This is a genomic window from Spongiibacter tropicus DSM 19543, assembly GCF_000420325.1.
Classification (GTDB): domain Bacteria; phylum Pseudomonadota; class Gammaproteobacteria; order Pseudomonadales; family Spongiibacteraceae; genus Spongiibacter; species Spongiibacter tropicus.
The window spans coordinates 227,314-246,006 of record NZ_ATUS01000002.1; the positions used below are offsets into that span (position 1 = coordinate 227,314).

General features: G+C 57.0%; 23 protein-coding genes. 13 read left to right on the top strand and 10 right to left on the bottom strand.

What is annotated here, in order from left to right:
* Positions 1–2 precede the first annotated feature (2 nt).
* From rpsI to zapE, 3 genes are all read right to left on the bottom strand, one after another.
* Positions 3–395 (bottom strand): 30S ribosomal protein S9, encoded by a 393-nt coding sequence (gene rpsI, locus G411_RS0112690; protein ID WP_022959593.1) that lies wholly within the window; start codon positions 393–395, stop codon positions 3–5.
* 12 nt (positions 396–407) lie between these two features.
* Entirely contained in the window at positions 408–836 is a 429-nt protein-coding gene (gene rplM / locus G411_RS0112695; protein WP_022959594.1) for a 50S ribosomal protein L13, read from the bottom strand.
* Between the two features lie 116 nt (positions 837–952).
* Positions 953–2,062, bottom strand: a complete 1,110-nt coding sequence (gene zapE / locus G411_RS0112700; protein WP_022959595.1) for a cell division protein ZapE — start codon at positions 2,060–2,062, stop codon at positions 953–955.
* Positions 2,063–2,217: 155 nt separating this feature from the next.
* Here zapE and G411_RS20375 point away from each other — a divergent pair, with 155 nt between their 5' ends.
* On the top strand, positions 2,218–2,682 hold the full coding sequence (locus G411_RS20375; RefSeq protein WP_157581309.1) for a Z-ring associated ZapG family protein: 465 nt from the start codon (positions 2,218–2,220) through the stop codon (positions 2,680–2,682).
* 12 nt (positions 2,683–2,694) lie between these two features.
* Here G411_RS20375 and G411_RS0112710 read toward each other — a convergent pair whose 3' ends face one another.
* Entirely contained in the window at positions 2,695–3,453 is a 759-nt protein-coding gene (locus tag G411_RS0112710; protein ID WP_022959597.1) for a Nif3-like dinuclear metal center hexameric protein, read from the bottom strand.
* 126 nt (positions 3,454–3,579) lie between these two features.
* Between G411_RS0112710 and G411_RS0112715 the strand changes: the two genes are divergently transcribed.
* Positions 3,580–4,635 (top strand): trypsin-like peptidase domain-containing protein, encoded by a 1,056-nt coding sequence (locus G411_RS0112715; RefSeq protein ID WP_028968414.1) that lies wholly within the window; start codon positions 3,580–3,582, stop codon positions 4,633–4,635.
* A gap of 13 nt (positions 4,636–4,648) precedes the next feature.
* On the opposite strand, the gene hisC is transcribed toward G411_RS0112715, so the two are convergent.
* The 6 genes from hisC to G411_RS0112745 all read right to left on the bottom strand — a co-directional run bounded on the left by hisC (position 4,649) and on the right by G411_RS0112745 (position 10,043).
* Positions 4,649–5,713: a histidinol-phosphate transaminase gene (gene hisC, locus G411_RS0112720; protein WP_022959599.1), complete on the bottom strand. Its 1,065-nt coding sequence runs from the start codon at positions 5,711–5,713 to the stop codon at positions 4,649–4,651.
* Positions 5,706–7,028, bottom strand: coding sequence for a histidinol dehydrogenase (gene hisD, locus G411_RS0112725; RefSeq protein WP_022959600.1), 1,323 nt, complete (start codon positions 7,026–7,028; stop codon positions 5,706–5,708). Before hisD ends, hisC begins: the two co-directional genes overlap by 8 nt.
* 1 nt (position 7,029) lies before the next feature.
* Positions 7,030–7,677: an ATP phosphoribosyltransferase gene (hisG, locus tag G411_RS0112730; RefSeq protein ID WP_022959601.1), complete on the bottom strand. Its 648-nt coding sequence runs from the start codon at positions 7,675–7,677 to the stop codon at positions 7,030–7,032.
* Between the two features lie 56 nt (positions 7,678–7,733).
* Positions 7,734–9,002, bottom strand: coding sequence for a UDP-N-acetylglucosamine 1-carboxyvinyltransferase (murA, locus tag G411_RS0112735; RefSeq protein ID WP_022959602.1), 1,269 nt, complete (start codon positions 9,000–9,002; stop codon positions 7,734–7,736).
* A 30-nt stretch (positions 9,003–9,032) separates the two neighbouring features.
* On the bottom strand, positions 9,033–9,263 hold the full coding sequence (locus G411_RS0112740; RefSeq protein WP_022959603.1) for a BolA family protein: 231 nt from the start codon (positions 9,261–9,263) through the stop codon (positions 9,033–9,035).
* A gap of 84 nt (positions 9,264–9,347) precedes the next feature.
* Entirely contained in the window at positions 9,348–10,043 is a 696-nt protein-coding gene (locus tag G411_RS0112745) for an MlaC/ttg2D family ABC transporter substrate-binding protein (protein ID WP_022959604.1), read from the bottom strand.
* Between the two features lie 209 nt (positions 10,044–10,252).
* On the opposite strand from G411_RS0112745, the gene G411_RS0112750 reads away from it, so the two are divergent.
* The 11 genes from G411_RS0112750 (at position 10,253) to mgtE (ending at position 18,685) form a co-directional block, all read left to right on the top strand.
* The gene (locus G411_RS0112750; protein WP_022959605.1) at positions 10,253–11,221 is read left to right on the top strand and encodes a KpsF/GutQ family sugar-phosphate isomerase; all 969 of its coding nucleotides are present in this window, start codon (positions 10,253–10,255) and stop codon (positions 11,219–11,221) included.
* A gap of 10 nt (positions 11,222–11,231) precedes the next feature.
* A complete protein-coding gene (locus G411_RS0112755; RefSeq protein WP_022959606.1) occupies positions 11,232–11,753 on the top strand; it encodes a KdsC family phosphatase in 522 nt (173 codons plus the stop codon).
* A 2-nt stretch (positions 11,754–11,755) separates the two neighbouring features.
* Complete coding sequence (lptC, locus tag G411_RS21535) at positions 11,756–12,331, top strand: LPS export ABC transporter periplasmic protein LptC (RefSeq protein ID WP_022959607.1); 576 nt, start codon at positions 11,756–11,758, stop codon at positions 12,329–12,331.
* A complete protein-coding gene (gene lptA / locus G411_RS20385) occupies positions 12,315–12,863 on the top strand; it encodes a lipopolysaccharide transport periplasmic protein LptA (protein ID WP_022959608.1) in 549 nt (182 codons plus the stop codon). The genes lptC and lptA overlap by 17 nt, the downstream gene beginning before the upstream one ends.
* Entirely contained in the window at positions 12,863–13,588 is a 726-nt protein-coding gene (lptB, locus tag G411_RS0112770) for an LPS export ABC transporter ATP-binding protein (protein WP_022959609.1), read from the top strand. Before lptA ends, lptB begins: the two co-directional genes overlap by 1 nt.
* Before the next feature lie 132 nt (positions 13,589–13,720).
* Positions 13,721–15,202 carry an RNA polymerase factor sigma-54 gene (locus G411_RS0112775; protein ID WP_022959610.1) on the top strand — a complete coding sequence of 494 codons (1,482 nt, stop codon included), beginning with the start codon at positions 13,721–13,723 and terminating at the stop codon, positions 15,200–15,202.
* A 76-nt stretch (positions 15,203–15,278) separates the two neighbouring features.
* On the top strand, positions 15,279–15,566 hold the full coding sequence (hpf, locus tag G411_RS0112780) for a ribosome hibernation-promoting factor, HPF/YfiA family (protein ID WP_022959611.1): 288 nt from the start codon (positions 15,279–15,281) through the stop codon (positions 15,564–15,566).
* Between the two features lie 33 nt (positions 15,567–15,599).
* Entirely contained in the window at positions 15,600–16,055 is a 456-nt protein-coding gene (gene ptsN / locus G411_RS0112785) for a PTS IIA-like nitrogen regulatory protein PtsN (RefSeq protein ID WP_022959612.1), read from the top strand.
* A gap of 5 nt (positions 16,056–16,060) precedes the next feature.
* Positions 16,061–16,918: an RNase adapter RapZ gene (rapZ, locus tag G411_RS0112790; RefSeq protein WP_022959613.1), complete on the top strand. Its 858-nt coding sequence runs from the start codon at positions 16,061–16,063 to the stop codon at positions 16,916–16,918.
* A gap of 19 nt (positions 16,919–16,937) precedes the next feature.
* A complete protein-coding gene (locus G411_RS0112795) occupies positions 16,938–17,207 on the top strand; it encodes an HPr family phosphocarrier protein (RefSeq protein ID WP_022959614.1) in 270 nt (89 codons plus the stop codon).
* Between the two features lie 119 nt (positions 17,208–17,326).
* Positions 17,327–18,685, top strand: a complete 1,359-nt coding sequence (gene mgtE / locus G411_RS0112800) for a magnesium transporter (protein WP_022959615.1) — start codon at positions 17,327–17,329, stop codon at positions 18,683–18,685.
* Positions 18,686–18,693: the final 8 nt, after the last annotated feature.

Below are 18,693 nucleotides of genomic sequence, written 5' to 3' on the forward strand. Positions count from 1 at the left end.
GGTTAACGCTTGGAGAACTGAGGTCTTCTACGCGCCTTGCGCAGACCAACTTTCTTACGCTCAACCTCACGGGCATCACGGGTTACGTAGCCAGCCTTACGCAGATCACCACGCAGTGCCTCGTCGTACTGCATCAGTGCGCGAGTGATACCGTGGCGAATCGCACCAGCCTGACCAAAGCTGCCGCCACCGTTGACGTTCACTTTGATATCAAACTTCTCAGCCATATCCACCAGCTCCAGAGGCTGACGAACAATCATGCGGGCTACTTCACGACCGAAGTATTGATCCAGCTCGCGATCATTAACGAGGATCTTGCCGCTGCCGGGCGTCAGAAAGACGCGGGCTGAAGAAGTTTTACGGCGACCAGTGCCGTAGTATTGAGTGGCTGACATAGTACGCTTCCGTTAGATATTCAGTTCGATGGGCTGCTGAGCGGTGTGCGGGTGCTCTGCGCCAGCATAAACTTTGAGTTTTTTGAACATGGCCCGACCCAGTGGGTTTTTGGGCAGCATGCCTTTTACAGCACTCTGGATAACACGCTCGGGCGCCTTGTCGATCAGCTTTTCAAAGCTCATTGACTTCAGGCCACCGGGGTAACCAGTGTGATGGTGATACATTTTGTCTGTTGTTTTCTTGCCAGTAACGCGAATCTTCTCCGCGTTTACAACAACAATGTAGTCGCCGGTATCGACATGAGGCGTGTACTCAGGCTTGTGCTTGCCGCGCAGGCGGTGCGCAATCTCACTGGCCAGACGACCCAATGTTTTGTCGGCGGCGTCAACCACGAACCAGTCGCGAGTGACATCGTTGGGTTTTGCACTAAAGGTTTTCATGAATCTCGCCTATGGGGACCGTACCGAACAAAGAGCGCGAATACTACATAAGCGCCAAACGATTTTCAAGCGAAAAACGCAGCTTTCTTGAATGGCGTTTTGGCGCCAACGTCACCCTACGGGCGGTGCTCTCGGGCCAGGTATTCCTGCGACTGCATTTCCAGCAGGCGGCTTTGGGTACGTTCAAATTCAAAGTCTAATCTGCCACCGGCATAAAGTGCCTCCAGTGGCGCGGCCGCAGACAATACCAGTTTTACATTGCGGTCGTAAAACTCATCGACCAAATTAATGAAGCGCCGGGCCTGATCATCGCGCCCCGCTCCCAGTACCGGCACATTACTAACCAGCACAGCATGGAAGATTTTGGCCAGCTCAATGTAGTCGTACTGGCTGCGCGGGCCGTCACAGAGCTCGTCGAACTCGAACCAGGCAACATCGTCGGCAATTTGACGCGCCAGGATATTGCGCCCCTCAATTTCCAGCAACTGGTCCGATAACGGAATCTCCGGCGCCAATCGATCAAAGCTTTCCTGAAGGCTGGCCTCAGCTTCCGCGCCGAGCGGCGAATGGTAGAGCTCAGCTTGCTCCAGTGCGCGAAGGCGGTAATCGACCCCTCCATCAACATTGATCACGTCGACATTCTGCTTGATTAACGCAATGGCTGGCAGGAAACGCGCGCGCTGCAGACCGTCCTTATACAGCTGGTCAGGCACAATATTCGACGTCGCCACGAGCACCACCCCGCGTTCAAACAGACGATCAAACAGACCAGCCAGAATCATCGCATCAGTAATATCGGAGACAAAGAACTCATCAAAACAGATGACCCGCGCCTCGTCAGCAATGCGATCGGCGACTGAAATCAGCGGATTTTTTTCTCCCGCCAGGCTTTTCAGCTCGCGATGCACCCGCTGCATGAAGCGATGAAAATGAGCCCGCAGCTTGTCTTCAAATGGCAAGGTGTCAAAGAACGTATCCATCAGGTAGGTTTTGCCGCGCCCGACACCTCCCCAGAAATACAGCCCCTTTGTCGGCGCCACTTCCGGAGATTTCACAAAACGCCCCAGCAACCCACGCAATCCTCCTGCCGACCGTTGCGGCGGGGGCGCAGCCACCAAATCCTCATAGAGCCTTTGCAGGCAATCAACGGCCTGGGCTTGAGCGGCATCATGGGCAAACGCAGGCGACTCCAGATCGCGACGATAGCGCTCAATAGGGGATGACATGGGCGGCTCCTTTGAGAAAACGCGGCAACTTTACCCAGCGATGTAGCAATTGGCAATTTTTCGCGCCCTGCTGCTGCCCCGCGCCGGATGCCCGAGTATACTAGAGAGAAACGCGACGGAAAGTCGCTGACAGGAGGACACGCGTGGAAGAAACAATGAGCACTTTGGTATTCGTAGGCATTGGCTGCCTGCTGGCAGGCGCTGCCATCGGCTATTTCCTGGCCAACAAAAAACCGGAACAACAGAGCCGCGCTGCACTAGAGAAGCAATTCACCGACATGCAGCAACAGCAGCAGGAATATCAGCAGCAGGTGAGCAGCCACTTTGACCGCACTGCAGAACTACTGAACGACTTGGCAGAAAGCTACCGCAGCGTTCACAACCATATTGCCGAAGGTGCCAGCTCTCTGCACAGCACGGGCATCAGTCCGCTACAGGCTATTCCAGAAGGCCGCCCCGTGCTGGAAGGCAACCCCAATTCGGGTAAGCCCTCTCAGCAACCACTGGACTACGCCCCCCGCCAGCCGGGCTCAAAGGGCGCACTTCACGAAGAATTTGGTCTGGAAAAAGGCCGCTCAGAGAAAGAGGAGCCCACTCCTCCGGTTCCTCCGCACGCCTAATAATCCAGACGCTTACGCTGGGTTGTCGATATCGATAAAGCGATGCTCGACGCCCAGCGCCCTAGACAGGGCCTCGCCAAGCGCCTGCACACCATAACGCTCTGTAGCGTGATGACCGGCAGCGAAGTAGTGCACGCCCTGCTCACGGGCACTGTGAATAGTGGGCTCTGACACCTCACCACTCAGATAAGCATCCACCCCCAGCGCGGCAGCTTTATCAATATACGATTGCGCTGCACCGGTGCACCATGCGATCCGCTTGATGGGCTGCTCCCCCACGCACTCCACCAAGGGCTCACGACCGAGCACATCGACCAGTCGCTGAGCAAGCTGCTCCGGTGCCAAAGCCTCCGAAAAATGCCCGACGCTTCCTACTGAACGCGGCCCTGCATCCATACCGCCATCAACGACAATTCCCAGACGCTTGGCAAGCTGCGCGTTATTGCCCAGCGCAGGATGCGCATCCAACGGCAGATGATAGGCAATAAGGCTAATGTCGTTTTCCAGCAACGCCGCGATTCGGCGGCGCTTCATACCGCGCAAGCAGGGGTCTTCGCCCCGCCAGAAAAAGCCGTGATGTACCAAGATCGCATCAGCTCTCTGCTCAATCGCGGCATCAATCAGCGCCTGACTGGCAGTGACCCCGGATACCAGACGCCGCACCTCACCCCGCCCCTCTACCTGCAAGCCATTGGGGCAATAATCCTGAAATGCTTCAGGCTCCATCAGGCGATTCGCCTCCGCCAGCAGTGCCTGTAATGTTACCGCCACAGCAACTCCTCTCTATTGCTCATTCGGATTTTTGGTCAGTCGTGATAGGCTATCACGCCCATCGCGGCACAGAATACCCGACTCACCTGCCGCCGCCCTCAGAGAATAAGAGACGACGACGTGAAACTGCACAACCTGACATCGTTTTTCTGGCCCAGCCTGTGCGGCCTGCTGCTGGGCCTATGCATTCTCGCCTACCAGTCACAACCTACATCCACAGAGCAGGATTTTTCGCTGGCCGTTGAGCAAGCCGCCCCCGCCGTTGTCAACATATACACCACCAAAGTGGTGCAGCAGCGCCACCCACTGGCCAACGACCCTCTCTTCAAGCACTTTTTCAACCGCAACGGTCGCGTTCGCCAGCACCTGGAACGCAGCCTGGGATCTGGCGTCATCGTCGATGAGCGCGGCTATTTGCTGACGAACTTCCACGTTATCAAGGGCGCTGATGAGATACTGGTCATGCTGCAGGATGGCCGCCAGGCGCTGGCCAGCGTTATTGGCAGCGACTCCGATACCGACCTCGCGGTACTTAAAGTGGATCTCGACCACCTGACAGCGATCAAACCCGGCAACCCCGAACAGGCACGCGTTGGCAATATCGTGCTGGCTATCGGCAACCCCTACGGCTTCGGGCAAACCGTTACGCAAGGCATTGTCAGCGCCACCGGTCGCTACGGCCTTGGGCTGAGCCAATTCGAGAACTTTATCCAAACCGATGCCGCTATCAACCCCGGCAACTCCGGCGGCGCACTTATCGACCGCAACGGGCGGTTGCTAGGAATCAATACCGCCATTTACACCCAGAGCGGCGGCTCTACAGGCATCGGACTGGCAATCCCCACTGACCTGGCGATGCGCACAATGGACGACCTGATTCGCTACGGTCACCCGGTACGCGGCTGGCTCGGCATTGAAGTTCAACCGCTGGGCACCGGCACCAACGGCGTCATCATTACCGGATTAGCCAACAATGGGCCGGCCGCCGAGGCAGGACTGCGCCTGGGAGACGTACTGACCGAAATCAACGGCGAGAAAGTGGGAGATGGTCACGCGGGGATGCGCCTGATTACCGATACCCGTCCGGGCGAAACCGTCACGCTGGGACTGCTTCGCGGAGAGCAGGCCTTTACCGTCAGTACGCAGGTCGCAATGCGACCAGAACAGCAAACCAACAGTTAGCCCAGGCCAGCCCTCATTTAGCGCCGAAGTGGCGATCAAAGGATGCCAGCAGGCGCTCATGCTGCTCGGCAGTGCCGACGGTAATCCGCAGATAGTTCTCGATACGCGACTGCCTGAAATGCCGGACAATCACGCCATCTTCCCGCAACGCGGCGGCCAAAGTTTCCGCGGCGAGATCGCGGTGACGACAGAACAGAAAGTTAGCCGCCGAAGGCAGCGACTCGAATCCCCGCTTGTTCAGGGCCACGCGCAGGCGATCTCTTTCGTCAATGACGGCCTGGCGGCACTGCTCAAAGTACGCCTGGTCTTTGAACGCGGCCTCTGCCCCTGCCAGCGCCAAACGGTCCAGCGGATAGGAGTTAAAACTGTTCTTCACCCTCTCCAGCGCCTCAATCAACTCGGGCGACCCCAGCGCCAGGCCAACACGCAAGCCCGCCAGCGAGCGGGACTTTGACAGTGTCTGCGTGACCAGCAGATTGGGGAACTGATCGATCAGCCCCACCGCCGATTCGCCACCAAAGTCGATATAGGCCTCATCAACCACGACCACCGTTTCAGTATTCACCTCCAACAGGCGGCGAATTTCATCCAGCGGCAGCAGGCGCCCTGTCGGCGCATTCGGGTTGGGGAAAATAATACCGCCATTGATACCGCGATAATCACTCACCGCAATGGCAAAGGAATCGTCCAGCGGAATTTGCTCGTAGGGAATGCCGTACAACTGGCAATACACCGGGTAGAAGCTGTAGGTAATATCAGGAAACAACAGCGGGTGGTTGTGCTGAAACAGCGCATGGAACACATGCGCCAGCACTTCGTCGGAACCATTGCCGACAAACACCTGCTGGGCCGTCAACCCGTAATACTCCGCTATGGTCTCTCGCAGGCTATCAGCATTGGGATCAGGATACAGGCGCAGCTCATCGCCCAGCACCTGCTTCATCGCCTCAAGTGCTTTTGGTGATGGCCCAAACGGGTTCTCGTTGGTATTCAGTTTGGTAAGGTTTTGCAGCTTGGGCTGCTCACCCGGCACATACGGCTCCAGCTTTTTAACGATGGGACTCCAGAACCTACTCATCCTCACCTCCAGCTTGCAAGCGGTATTCCGCGCTGACCGCATGCGCCGTCAGGGATTCACCACGGGCGAGCACCGAGGCGGTGCGCGCCAGCTTGGCCGCCCCCGCCGGGGAACAGTTGATGATCGACGAGCGCTTTTGAAAGTCGTATACCCCAAGCGGCGAGGAAAACCGCGCGGTGCCTGATGTTGGCAGTACGTGATTGGGACCGGCGCAGTAATCCCCCAGCGCCTCTGGCGTGTGGCGCCCCAGAAAAATCGCCCCGGCGTGACGGATCTCCGGCAAATACTGCTCCGGGTTATCCACCGACAACTCCAGATGCTCTGGCGCAATGCGGTTAATGAGTGCAATCGCCTCGGCCATATCGGCCACCTTAATCAGCGCACCACGCGCCGCCAGGGACTGCCTGATGATATCTTGCCGTTCCATCTGGGGCAGCAGGCGGGCAACGCTCTCCGCAACCTTGTCGAGGAATTCTGCATCGGGGCTAATAAGCAAAGACTGCGCATCTTCGTCATGCTCGGCCTGTGAGAACAGGTCCATCGCAATCCAGTCGGGATCGGTCTTTCCGTCACAAACCACCAGAATTTCGGACGGGCCGGCAATCATGTCGAGACCGACGCTGCCGAACACCTGGCGCTTGGCAGTAGCCACATAGATATTGCCGGGACCGACAATCTTATCGACACGAGGAATCGTTTCCGTGCCAAAGGCCAGCGCCGCGATAGCCTGAGCACCACCGACCGCAAACAAGCGATCCACCCCGGCAATGGCCGCCGCAGCCAGCACCATGTCGTTCACATAGCCGTTGGGCGTGGGCGACACAGCGATCAACTCGCCCACTCCGGCCACCTTGGCAGGAACAGCATTCATCAACACCGACGACGGATAGGTCGCCTTGCCGCCTGGCACGTACAGCCCCACGCGATCCATACCGCGAATCTGCTGACCCAATACCGTGCCGTCGTCTTCCTGGTATTGCCAGGACGCTTGCTGCTGGCGCTCGTGATAACGGCGGATACGATCAGCCGCCTCTTCTAACGCCTGCCGCTGAGCCGAATCAATACGTGTCAGCGCGACCTGCAGCTGCTCGGCGCTGAACTCCAGCTCACTGACATTACTGGCTTCTACTGCGTCAAAACGGCGCGTGTACTCAAGTACCGCCGCATCACCACGCTGACGAATATCGGCCAGCACGGCTGCGACAGTAGAGGCGACGGCCTCATCGGATACCGAATCCCAAGCCAGCAGCGCATCGAGGGTTTCACCAAAGTCGGCGTCACCGGCATTCAAGCGGCGCAACTGCAAATCACTCATCTCATGCCTCCACGGCGCGGGCCTCTACGGCCGCCGACAAGTCACCGATAATTTTTTGAATCGTCTGGTGTTTACGCTTCATTGCTGCCCGGTTGACCACCAGACGAGAACTGACGGGAGAGATCAGTTCACGGGGCTCCATGCCATTGGCCCGCAGCGTATTGCCGGTATCTACGATATCGACAATCAAATCCGCCAGATCCATCAACGGCGCCAATTCCATTGCGCCGTAGAGTTTGATCAGCTCAACCTGAATCCCCTGCTCGGCAAAATGGCGACGAGCTACATTCACAAACTTGGTGGCAACCCGCACGCGCCCAACAGGCAACGCCTCGCCAACGCGCCCCGCCGTCATCAACTTGCAGCGGGCAATATTCAGATCCAGAGGCTCATACATATCGTCTGCGCCGAGTTCCAGCAACATATCCTTACCGGCAATTCCGAGGTCAGCCGAGCCCAGCTTGACGTAGGTCGGCACATCGGTGCCGCGAATCACAATAAGCTGGATATGGGAATGGTTGGTGGCGAAGATCAACTTGCGGCTGCTGGAAATATCTTCCAGCGGCTCGATACCGGCCTCCGCCAGCAGGGGCAGAGTTTCCTTTAGGATGCGCCCCTTGGTAAGGGCGATGGTAATGGGCTGATCCACGCTACAACTCCTGAGCTAAACGGCCCGACCACAGCAAATCACTGCAGCCCGGCATATCACTTGCCGCTGATTCGACGGATATCAGCGCCCAGTGACAGAAACTTCTCTTCAATACATTCGTAACCACGGTCGATATGATAAATACGATCAATGACCGTTTCACCATCGGCAACCAACCCGGCAATCACCAGACTGGCCGACGCGCGGAGATCGCTGGCCATGACCGGAGCGGCCTTCAGGCGCTCGGCGCCGGTGATCAGCGCTGTGTTGCCATCTACGCGGATCTTGGCCCCCATCCGATTCATCTCATGGGTTTGCAGCAGACGGTTTTCAAAAATCGTCTCACTGACTTGAGCAACACCGTCAGCCACCGCATTCATAGCGGTAAACTGCGCCTGCATGTCGGTGGGAAAGCCGGGGTAAGGCATGGTTTTAAAACTGACTGATTTCGGGCGCTGACCTTTCATATCCAGCGTAATCCAGTCATCACCCTGTTCAATATCCGCGCCCGCCTCTTCCAGCTTGACCAACACCGCTTCAAGCGTATTCGGGTCGATATCGCGCAACTTGATCTTACCGCGCGTGGCCGCGGCAGCGACCAGATAAGTGCCCGCCTCAATGCGATCCGGCATCACCGAGTAATCGCAGCCGCCCAGTGATTCAACGCCTTCAACAACAATTGTCGCCGAACCATGACCACTGATCTTCGCCCCCATAGCAATCAGGCAATTGGCCAGATCCACTATCTCGGGTTCACGGGCAGCGTTTTCCAGTACCGTGCGTCCGTCAGCAAGACAGGCGGCCATCAGCAGATTCTCTGTGCCGCCAACCGTTACCATATCAAACAGGATATGCGCGCCTTTCAGGCGGCCACCGGGGCTTCTTGCCGTGATATAGCCCTCATCGACATCAATTTCCGCACCCATTGCCTCCAGCCCACGCAGATGCTGGTCGACCGGGCGGCTACCTATGGCGCAACCACCGGGGAAGGACACCCGCGCATGACCGAAGTGCGCCAGCAGAGGCCCCAGCACCAGAATCGATGCCCTCATGGTTTTCACCAGCTCATAGGGCGCGGTGGTTTCACGGGTTGTCGCCCCGTTAATTTCAACACACAGACGCTCATCCACCAGCAGCTCGGTGCCCATACTGCGCAGCAGCGCAATCATGGTGGTAATGTCGTGAAGGTGAGGCAGGTTGCTGATGCGAACGGGCTCGCTGGACAGCAATGTCGCCGCGAGAATAGGCAGCGCGGCATTCTTCGACCCCGACACCCGAATTTCTCCGCAGAGCGGACCACCGCCGCGGATTAGCAGTTTATCCATGGATACTCCTGCGCTATCGCGCCAGGCCGATTACTCGGCTTCAGCGGGGGTGAGCGCTTTGATATTGATCGCGTGAAGGGAGCCGTCCCGGATCAGGTCGTTGACGGCAGCATAGACAAGTTGCTGGCGGCGCACCGGGCGCAGCCCTGCAAACGCTTCACTGACAACTTGTACATCGACGTGATTGCCCTCGCCCTGCACATCAAAAGTACCGTCAGCAAAGTGCTCGCTCAATCGTGCCAGAATTTGTTCTGTCTGCATGCCTGCAAGTTTCCGTCATTCAAAAAACAGGCCGCGAATTGTACGCAATTGCGGCGCCCTTGGCGAGAAAAGGGCGCCGATTGATCACTTCTCGCCAGCGTCTCCAGCGGCTTGTTCCATCACTTCCTTGGGCGCTACCGTCCAGTTATCGATCACTTTCTCGATATCGCCATCGTAAGTTGCCACCGCCGTGCGGAACTGGTTCTGGTAAATGCGCCCCAGGTTCAGCCCCTCAATGATCACATTGCGCAGCTTCCAGTCGCCCTGTGCGTCACGGCGCAAGGTATAGATGACCTCGTAAGGCTTGGCGCGCTCACCGTAAATATGCTGACGCACCCCAACACTGCCCGACAGGTCCGCGTCTTCAGCCAGCGGCAGCACTTCAATCTTATTGCCATTGAAGCCCAGCAGGCCCTTCGCATAGGTATTGATCAGACCGTCTTTGAAGTTTTGGGTAAAACGCAGCACATGGTCGCGAAACTGAGCTTTGTCCTCTTCGCTGGTCAGGCTCTGATAGTAGGCGCGACTGCCGTACTTCCCCATCACACCGCGGGCAAAACTCTGAAAGTCGACCACCTGATCCATGATACGACGCACTTCGTTGTTGAAGCGGTCGGGATCCTGATCGACATAACCCCGAGCCTCCTCAATCACTTTCATTAGCTCCTGCGTGGTGTTTGCAACCACCTCATGGGGCCCCACTGCCGAGTCATCGGTTTTGGCAAGAGCCAAACCGGCGAACAGCGTCGCCGTCAGCATTACCAGAATTTTCTTCATCATTGTCTACTCTCCGTTTTCCGCACCCCAGCCACTGCCTGCCATCAGCCCGCAGTGGTGTATTACACAGTTTCTCCGACCGCAGTTTACGTAAATCACTCCCTGCGGGGAGACGCAGTAAACCTGTTAATTTGTCACATTGGAAATTATCATAACCAAAATGAGCGCCAGCTTAATGGCTCGCCCGGAACAATAAGGCCAAAACTCCCGCAATGACATCTTCATATATCGAGACTGCCAAGCGCGTCATCAGCATGGAACGCGACGCCGTAGACGCACTGCTTGCCCGCACCGATGACAGCTTTGATCGCGCTTGCGAGCTGTTACTCAACTGCCAGGGCAGAGTGGTCGTCACTGGCATGGGAAAATCCGGCCATATCGGCAGCAAACTCGCCGCAACGCTGGCCAGCACGGGAACACCAGCATTTTTTGTTCACCCCGGAGAAGCGAGCCACGGCGACATGGGCATGATACGCCCCGGCGATGTGGTCATCGCACTTTCCAACTCGGGCACCACTGCTGAGCTGGTTACCCTCATTCCTCTGTTGAAGCTCCTGGCGGTCCCGGTACTGGCCATGACCGGGCGTCCGCAATCAGAGCTGGCACAAGCCGCCGATGTCCACCTGGATGTCGGGGTGGCACAGGAGGCCTGTCCACTGAACCTGGCGCCGACTTCCAGCACCACCGTCACGCTGGTCATGGGCGACGCACTCGCCATTGCCCTGCTGGAGGCCCGCGGCTTCACTGCTGATGACTTTGCCTTCTCCCACCCCGGCGGCGCGCTGGGCAGAAGACTGCTGCTGAAAATCGACAGCATTATGCATACCGGCGACGAAATTCCCAAAGTGAATAGCGGTGCCGCCCTGAGCGAAGCGTTACTGGAAATGAGCAGCAAAGCGCTGGGCATGACAACCGTCCTGAACAGCGACGGCACGCTTGCTGGCATCTTTACCGACGGCGATCTGCGCCGCGCCATTGACCGCGGCATTGATATCCGCGACGCAAAAATTGACGACGTGATGACCCGCAACTGCCGCAGTATTCAGCCCGGCATGCTGGCCGCCGAAGCGCTGCGCATTATGGAAGACAATAAGATCACGGTGCTGGTCGCGCTGGATGACAAACAGCAGCCCATTGGCGTAATCCACACCCACGACCTGCTCAAGGCAGGCGTCGCGTAAAGGGAAAACCATGCAAAGCGTCATAGAAAAAGCTCGCAATATCCGCCTACTGGCCATGGATGTTGACGGCGTACTGACCGACGGCAGCCTGTTGTTTGGCAACAGTGGCGAGGAAATGAAAGCGTTCAGCATTCTCGACGGCCTCGGCATCAAGCTGCTCCGCGACGCTGGCATTCGCCCGGCGATCATCACCGGCCGCACCTCTGAGCTACTGCTGCGACGTGCCCGCGAGCTGAGCATCGAGCTGATCTATCAGGGGCGTGAAGATAAAGGCACGGCCCTCGAAGAACTGCGCAGCGATCTGGGCCTGCGCTACGAGGAAATCGCCTACGTCGGCGACGACCTGCCCGACCTCGCCGCCATCCGCGCCGCCGGCCTGGGCATCACCGTGGCCAATGGCCACCACTTCGTCGCCCGTCATGCTGACTGGCAAACCCGCGCGACTGGTGGCTCAGGGGCTGTCAGAGAAATCGCCGAACTGATTTTAATGGCTCAAGGCAAGTTAAATGACGCTCTGGAGCAATACTTGTAATCATGGCTTCGCGTAGCTTTCGCATCAATATCGCCTCGGTACTTTCGGTGCTGGCGGCCATCGCCGGTACCGTGATTTACCTGACGCAGTTCAGCGAAAGCGGCAAACTGAGCCTGATCGATAATTTTGACGCCATCCCGGATGTGGACTCCCACCTGCAGGGGATAGAGGGTCTGAAATACAGCGCTGACGGCAATATTGCCTACCGTTGGCAGGCGGAAAGCGCTGATCGAATGATATCCAGCGGCGATATTCGCCTTCAGCAACCCTTTTACGTTGGCGACATCGGCCAGCAACGCCCCTGGACTGCAAACGCCGCATCCGGCACGCTGTCGCAAAATGGCCAATCCCTTGAGTTGCGCCACGACGTGCTGGTAAAAGACCTGATTCGTGAAGCCGAGATCAGTACCCAACAATTGACTATTGACCTGGAACACAGCACCGTCGCGACAGCTCAGCCGCTCGACCTTAAACTGCCCAATGGCACAACGACTTCGGTGGGCATGCGCGCTGACCTCAAACAGGAACGCGTCGAGCTCCTTTCACAGGTAAAGGGACACTATGAACCTCAGCAGTAAACTCCAGCTACTGTGCCTGCTGGCCATGCCACTGACGGTCAGCGCATTACCCAACGACCGCAGCCAGCCGATCAACCTCAGCTCGGACAAGGCCACCTACGAGAACAACCAGGGCATTTATACCGGCAACGTGAACATGTCTCAGGGAAGCCTGAAAATCCGCGCAGACAAGCTGATTATTGTCGAGGACGACCGCAAGGTGCAGAAAGTCATCGCCCATGGCAGCCCGGCGTATTTTGAACAGCAGCCCCGGGCTGAAGAAGGGGTAGTCTCCGCGAGCGCCAGACTGATCGAATACAGCCTGAGCGATGAGGAAATTCTGCTGCAGAAAGACGCCACCATTCGCCATCAGGGTTCAAAAATCAGTGGTGACCGCATTGTGTACAGCGGGCGCAAGCAACTGGTGGTCGCCGATGGCGGCAGCCGAAGCCTCGATGGCCGCGTGCAGATGACACTGCAGCCCCAACAACCCGGCACGGAACCCCCCGAGACTGAACCGGCGCCAGAACCCGACACCGAGAGCACGCCCTGATGCCCGTACTAAAAGCCAGCCATCTCGCCAAAGCCTATAAAGGGCGAGAGGTGATCAAGGATGTGTCACTGAGCATCAACAGCGGCGAAATAGTCGGCCTGCTGGGCCCCAACGGCGCGGGCAAAACCACGTGTTTCTACATGATTGTCGGCATCGTCAACGCCGACAGGGGCCGCATAGAGCTGGATGGCAAAGATCTGACATCGCTGTCAATTCAAGGCCGAGCCCGCCACGGTGTTGGCTACCTGCCCCAGGAAGCGTCGATCTTTCGCAAACTCAGCGTCGCCGACAACATCATGGCGATTCTGGAAACCCGCAGCGACCTCAACCGTCGCCAGCGAAAAGAAAAGCTCGACGCCCTGCTGCAGGAGTTCCACATTACCCACATCCGTAAATCGCCCGGCATGGCGCTGTCCGGCGGCGAGCGCCGACGCGTCGAAATCGCTCGCGCGCTGGCGACAGAGCCGAGTTTTATTTTGCTCGACGAGCCCTTTGCCGGCGTCGACCCCATCTCGGTTAACGACATACAGCACATTATTCGACACCTTCAGGCCCGCGGAATCGGCGTGTTAATCACCGATCACAATGTACGAGAAACCCTCGATATCTGCGAAAAAGCCTACATCGTCGGCGAAGGTCGTATTGTTGCCGAAGGCAACGCCGAATCCGTACTCAACAACCAGGTCGTCAGGGATATTTATCTTGGCGATAAGTTCACGTTGTGATAGGAAAAATCGGCACAGCAATTGCTTTATACGCCTATTGCAGCCGCTCTCCGGCAGGACTACACTGACCTTAAAGTGCCGCCAATCAGGCACAAATGTCTTCAGAATTTGGTGTAGTAGAAACCGCTGCCTATGAAACAATCGCTCCAGCTTAAAGTCGGTCAGCAGCTGACCATGACCCCCCAGCTGCAACAGGCGATTCGTTTATTGCAACTGTCCACCCTCGACCTTCAACAGGAAATCCAGTCTGCTTTGGACTCCAATCCGCTTCTGGAACTGGAGGAAGAAAACGACACCCCCGAGCAAGACAGCAACAGTCAGTCAAAAAGCAGCGATACCAAAAACGACAGCAGCAGCAACGAAAGCGAGCCCACCGCCAGCGACGCAGACAGCGAATGGGCCGAGCGCAGCGAAATACCCGAGGACCTGCCGGTAGACAGCCAATGGGATGACGTTTACCAAAGCTCCGGCCCGGCGAGCAGCGCTCCCAGCGGCGATGACGATTACAGCAATGACTACCGCCACGGCAGCTCAGATTCCCTGCAAGACCACCTGCGCTGGCAGCTCAACCTGAGTCGCCTGTCTGAAATCGATCAGTTCATTGCCGATGCCATCATCGACGCCATCGACGAAAAAGGCCGCCTGACCGTCACGCCTGAAGAGTTGGTGGATGCCTTCGACAATGAAGACGTCGAAATCGAAGAAGTCCACGCCGTCCTTCACTTGATTCAGCAGTTTGACCCCCCTGGCGTCGGTGGCCGGGATTTACAGGAGTGTCTGCTTATTCAGTTGCGGCAGTTGCCCCGCGAGACGCTTTATCTGCAAGAGGCCATGCAGATTGTAGAGCAGCATATGGACCAGCTCGGCAACCGCGACTACAACCAGATTATGCGCCGCTGTCGCCTCAAGGAAGATCAGCTTCGGGATACACTGCTGCTGATCCAGTCCCTGAACCCCACGCCCGGCGATGCAATCAGTAGCGGCGATACCGAATACGTCGTCCCGGATGTCTTCGTCAGTAAAAAAGACGGCCGCTGGCTGGTGGAACTCAACCCGGATATTGCCCCGAAAATCCAAATCAACTCGCACTATGCGGCACTGGCCAAAAGCAGTACCAGCAGCGAAAAAGACTATATTCGCGACAACCTCCAGGAAGCGCGCTGGTTTATCAAAAGTCTGCAGAGCCGCAATGAAACCCTGATGAAAGTCGCCAGCAAAATCGTCGAGTATCAGCGAGGCTTTCTCGAATACGGCGACGAGGCGATGAAACCGTTGGTGTTGCATGACATTGCCGACGCCGTGGGCATGCACGAATCCACGATCTCGCGGGTCACCACCCAGAAGTACATGCATACACCGCGGGGCATTTACGAGCTGAAATACTTTTTCTCCAGCCACGTATCGACCGATACCGGCGGCGAGTGCTCATCGACCGCCATTCGCGCGCTGATCAAAAAGCTGATCGCCGCAGAAAATCCGCGAAAGCCACTCAGCGACAGCAAGATTACCGAACTGTTGGCCGAACAGGGTATCAAGGTCGCGCGGAGAACCATCGCCAAGTACCGAGAATCACTGGTCATTCCCCCCTCTAATGAGCGGAAGCGACTGGTATAGCTGGCTGCGTTAAATCGCGCAGCCCTGACCCTACGCCGGGAGGCGCAGGACGATCTGAGTGTAAAAGGAGCAAGATATGCAGATAACTGTCAGTGGTCACCACGTTGAAGTTACACCGGCACTGCGTGAATACGTCAATAACAAGCTTGCCAAACTGCAACGACATTTCGACAATATCACCAATACGGACGTTACGCTCTCAGTCGAGAAGCTGGTACAAAAAGCGGAAGCGACAGTGCATGTGGCAGGCGCGGACCTGTTTGCCACATGCGAATCGGAAGATATGTATGCTGCGATCGACAGCCTGACCGACAAGCTGGATCGCCAGTTGATCAAACACAAGGAAAAACACCTGGGCCGGTAAGCGCCGGGCCGGTTTTTCCGGATACCTAATAATATGAGCCTTAATGCGATACTGAGCCAAGGACGTACCCACTGGGGTACGTCCGTAGGCAGTAAAAAACGTCTTCTTGAACAGATCTCGATATTTGTCGCCGACGACAATAGCCAGTTCAACGCTGACGATCTGTTCAACGAACTCCTTGCCCGAGAGCGACTGGGTAGCACGGGTATCGGTCACGGGGTTGCGATTCCCCACTGCCGAAGCCAGCAGTGTACGGCGATTACCGGCATTCTGCTGAAGCTCGCCGAGCCCATCGATTTCGAGGCCATCGACGATCAACCCGTCGACCTGGTGTTCGCACTCATTGTTCCTGCGGAAGCCCACGACGAGCACATCAAAGTGCTGGCCAGTCTAGCCAATGTGTTTAACGACGACGGCTTTCGTCAACAGCTGCGCAACGCGGGCAGCGATGAAGCCCTGTACACTACTGCTGTAACCCGCGCGCCCTGATCGCCATGAAACTGATCATTATCAGTGGCCGCTCGGGATCAGGGAAAAGTACGGCACTTCATCAACTGGAGGACGAGGGCTTTTACGCCATCGACAATCTACCAGTTTCCCTGTTACCGGCGCTGGTACATGAGCTCTCGCAAAGCCAGCTCAAGGTCCATCAACAGGTCGCCGTTTGTATCGACGCCCGCAACTCTCCTGACGAACTCTCGCGCTTCAAGTCCCTTTGCGAGCAGGTTCGGGACCTCGCACAGTTGCGAATCATTTTTCTGGATGCCAGCGACGACAAGTTGATAAAACGCTTCAGCGAGACTCGCCGTCGCCACCCGTTGACCACAGCGAATCAACCGCTCAGCGATGCAATACGACAGGAAACCACGCTGCTCGAACCCGTAGTGATGGAAGCGTCATTAACCATCGACAGCAGCGATATGACAGTACATGAGCTGCGCGCCACAATCCGCGACAGGGTGCTGGGTGTCGATGCCAATCGTATGTCGCTGCAGTTGAAATCATTTGGCTTTAAACGCGGCCTGCCAATAGATGCCGATCAGGTCTACGATCTGCGCATGTTACCCAATCCTCACTGGGATGAGTCTCTGCGCGCCCTGAGTGGCCGCGACGAAGGTGTCAGAAACTTTCTCGACGGGCAGCCGATGGTCGAAACCATGTACCGGGACATTCTCAATTATCTGGAACACTGGCTGCCACATATCGAAAAAGGTAACCGCAGCTACTTCACCGTTGCCATTGGCTGCACAGGTGGCCAGCACCGCTCCGTGTATATGGTAGAGCGCCTTGCAGCAGCACTCAGAGCACAATGCCCTGATCTCCAGGTTCGCCATCGCGAACTCCAGCACTGAGCCCCGGCGGAGCGAACCCATGCAAGAAACCCGTATTACCATCATTAATAAACTCGGTCTTCACGCCCGAGCCGCCTCAAAATTTGTGTCGACCAGTGCCGCATTCAGTGCCGATGTCGCGGTGTGCAGTAACGACAAATGGGTCGATGGCAAGAGCATTATGTCCGTCATGATGCTGGCCGCCAGCAGAGGAACCGAAATTCAAATTCGCTGTGAGGGTGATGACGAAGAGCAAGCCCTGTCGGCACTCGTTGAGCTGATTAATGACTATTTCGGCGAAGGCGAGTAAGGCGTTTTAGTACATTTCCTGCAAAACCCGACGGTGACAATTGTTGCCCGCCCCAGATTCAAGGATAATTCGGGACAATTCCAGATCGCCGACGACGGCGGCACTACGCAGGGAGTGTTATGGCTCAACCCGGAGAAAAGCATTTAACCGCCAGCCGCCTCGAACTCCTGAACGAGGCGCTGGGCTCCGGTGCCTTCCTGCAAATCCGCCGCATGCTCAACGGCCTGCCACCGGTCGATGCTGCCCACCTGATCGAATCCACCCCGCAGAAAGTGCGGGGCGTACTCTGGCAACTGGTCGACAGCGAGAACGAGGGGGATATTCTCCAGCACCTCAGCGATGAAGTGCAAAGCCAGTTCCTTCGGCAAATGGACGCCGAGGAAGTCGCGGCCATCACTGAAGGCCTCGAAGCCGATGATATTGCCGATATTCTCCAGCAGCTTCCCGATCGTGTTATTCGCGAAGTGCTGGAATCCATGGACCACCAGGACCGCCTGCGCGTAGAACACATTCTGTCCTACGACGAGGACAGCGCCGGTGGTCTGATGAACACCGACACCATAACGGTGCGGCCCAATATTACTCTGGACGTTGCCCTGCGCTACCTGCGCCGTCACGAAGAGCTGCCGGAGATGACCGACAGCCTGATTGTGGTCAACCGCAACGACCAGTTCATCGGCATTTTGTCACTGCGAAAACTGTTGGTCTCCGATCCCAGCGTGACCGTTCGGGAAATCATGGACACCGAGGTCGAGCCAATTGTCGCCTCCATGCCCGCACGGGAAGTCGCCAATCTGTTCGAACGCCGGGACTGGGTCAGCGCCCCCGTCGTCGACGAAAACCATTACCTGCTGGGCCGAATCACCATCGATGACGTGGTCGATGTTATCCGAGAGGAGTCCGACCACTCGCTGATGAGTATGGCCGGTCTGGACGAGGATGAGGATACCTTCGCCTCGGTAATGAGCACGGCCCCCCGACGGGCCATCTGGCTGGGTATCAACCTGCTCACGGCCTTTATCGCCTCCGGTGTGATCAATCTGTTTGAAGGCACAATTGAAAAAGTCGTTGCCTTGGCCGTACTGATGCCCATTGTCGCCAGCATGGGTGGCGTCGCAGGCACCCAGACACTGACGGTCGTTATCCGCGGTATGGCACTGGGGCATATCAGCCGCAACAACAGTCGCTGGCTGATTAATCGTGAAGTTCTGGTGGGCTTGATCAATGGCCTGATATGGGCGGTAATCGTCGCGGTGGCAGCAAGTCTGTGGTTCAACGACCCCCTGATCGGCGCGATTATCGCCGCGGCCATGGTCATCAATCTGATTACCGCATCACTGGCCGGCGCCGTGTTGCCGCTGCTGATGAAAACCCTGAAAATTGATCCGGCGTTGGCAGGCGGGGTAGTACTAACCACCGTTACCGACGTCGTCGGCTTTATGTCCTTCCTTGGCCTAGCCACCTACTTTTACGCCTGACAGGCCCA

Bases quoted from the DNA above. Each gene is read 5' to 3' on its own strand.
- rpsI (WP_022959593.1), bottom strand. From the start codon at position 395: ATGTCAGCCACTCAATACTACGGCACTGGTCGCCGTAAAACTTCTTCA.
- rplM (WP_022959594.1), bottom strand. From the start codon at position 836: ATGAAAACCTTTAGTGCAAAACCCAACGATGTCACTCGCGACTGGTTC.
- zapE (WP_022959595.1), bottom strand. From the start codon at position 2,062: ATGTCATCCCCTATTGAGCGCTATCGTCGCGATCTGGAGTCGCCTGCG.
- G411_RS20375 (WP_157581309.1), top strand. From the start codon at position 2,218: ATGAGCACTTTGGTATTCGTAGGCATTGGCTGCCTGCTGGCAGGCGCT.
- hisC (WP_022959599.1), bottom strand. From the start codon at position 5,713: ATGAGTAGGTTCTGGAGTCCCATCGTTAAAAAGCTGGAGCCGTATGTG.
- hisD (WP_022959600.1), bottom strand. From the start codon at position 7,028: ATGAGTGATTTGCAGTTGCGCCGCTTGAATGCCGGTGACGCCGACTTT.
- murA (WP_022959602.1), bottom strand. From the start codon at position 9,002: ATGGATAAACTGCTAATCCGCGGCGGTGGTCCGCTCTGCGGAGAAATT.
- G411_RS0112740 (WP_022959603.1), bottom strand. From the start codon at position 9,263: ATGCAGACAGAACAAATTCTGGCACGATTGAGCGAGCACTTTGCTGAC.
- G411_RS0112745 (WP_022959604.1), bottom strand. From the start codon at position 10,043: ATGATGAAGAAAATTCTGGTAATGCTGACGGCGACGCTGTTCGCCGGT.
- G411_RS0112750 (WP_022959605.1), top strand. From the start codon at position 10,253: ATGACATCTTCATATATCGAGACTGCCAAGCGCGTCATCAGCATGGAA.
- G411_RS0112755 (WP_022959606.1), top strand. From the start codon at position 11,232: ATGCAAAGCGTCATAGAAAAAGCTCGCAATATCCGCCTACTGGCCATG.
- lptC (WP_022959607.1), top strand. From the start codon at position 11,756: ATGGCTTCGCGTAGCTTTCGCATCAATATCGCCTCGGTACTTTCGGTG.
- lptA (WP_022959608.1), top strand. From the start codon at position 12,315: ATGAACCTCAGCAGTAAACTCCAGCTACTGTGCCTGCTGGCCATGCCA.
- lptB (WP_022959609.1), top strand. From the start codon at position 12,863: ATGCCCGTACTAAAAGCCAGCCATCTCGCCAAAGCCTATAAAGGGCGA.
- G411_RS0112775 (WP_022959610.1), top strand. From the start codon at position 13,721: ATGAAACAATCGCTCCAGCTTAAAGTCGGTCAGCAGCTGACCATGACC.
- hpf (WP_022959611.1), top strand. From the start codon at position 15,279: ATGCAGATAACTGTCAGTGGTCACCACGTTGAAGTTACACCGGCACTG.
- ptsN (WP_022959612.1), top strand. From the start codon at position 15,600: ATGAGCCTTAATGCGATACTGAGCCAAGGACGTACCCACTGGGGTACG.
- rapZ (WP_022959613.1), top strand. From the start codon at position 16,061: ATGAAACTGATCATTATCAGTGGCCGCTCGGGATCAGGGAAAAGTACG.
- G411_RS0112795 (WP_022959614.1), top strand. From the start codon at position 16,938: ATGCAAGAAACCCGTATTACCATCATTAATAAACTCGGTCTTCACGCC.
- mgtE (WP_022959615.1), top strand. From the start codon at position 17,327: ATGGCTCAACCCGGAGAAAAGCATTTAACCGCCAGCCGCCTCGAACTC.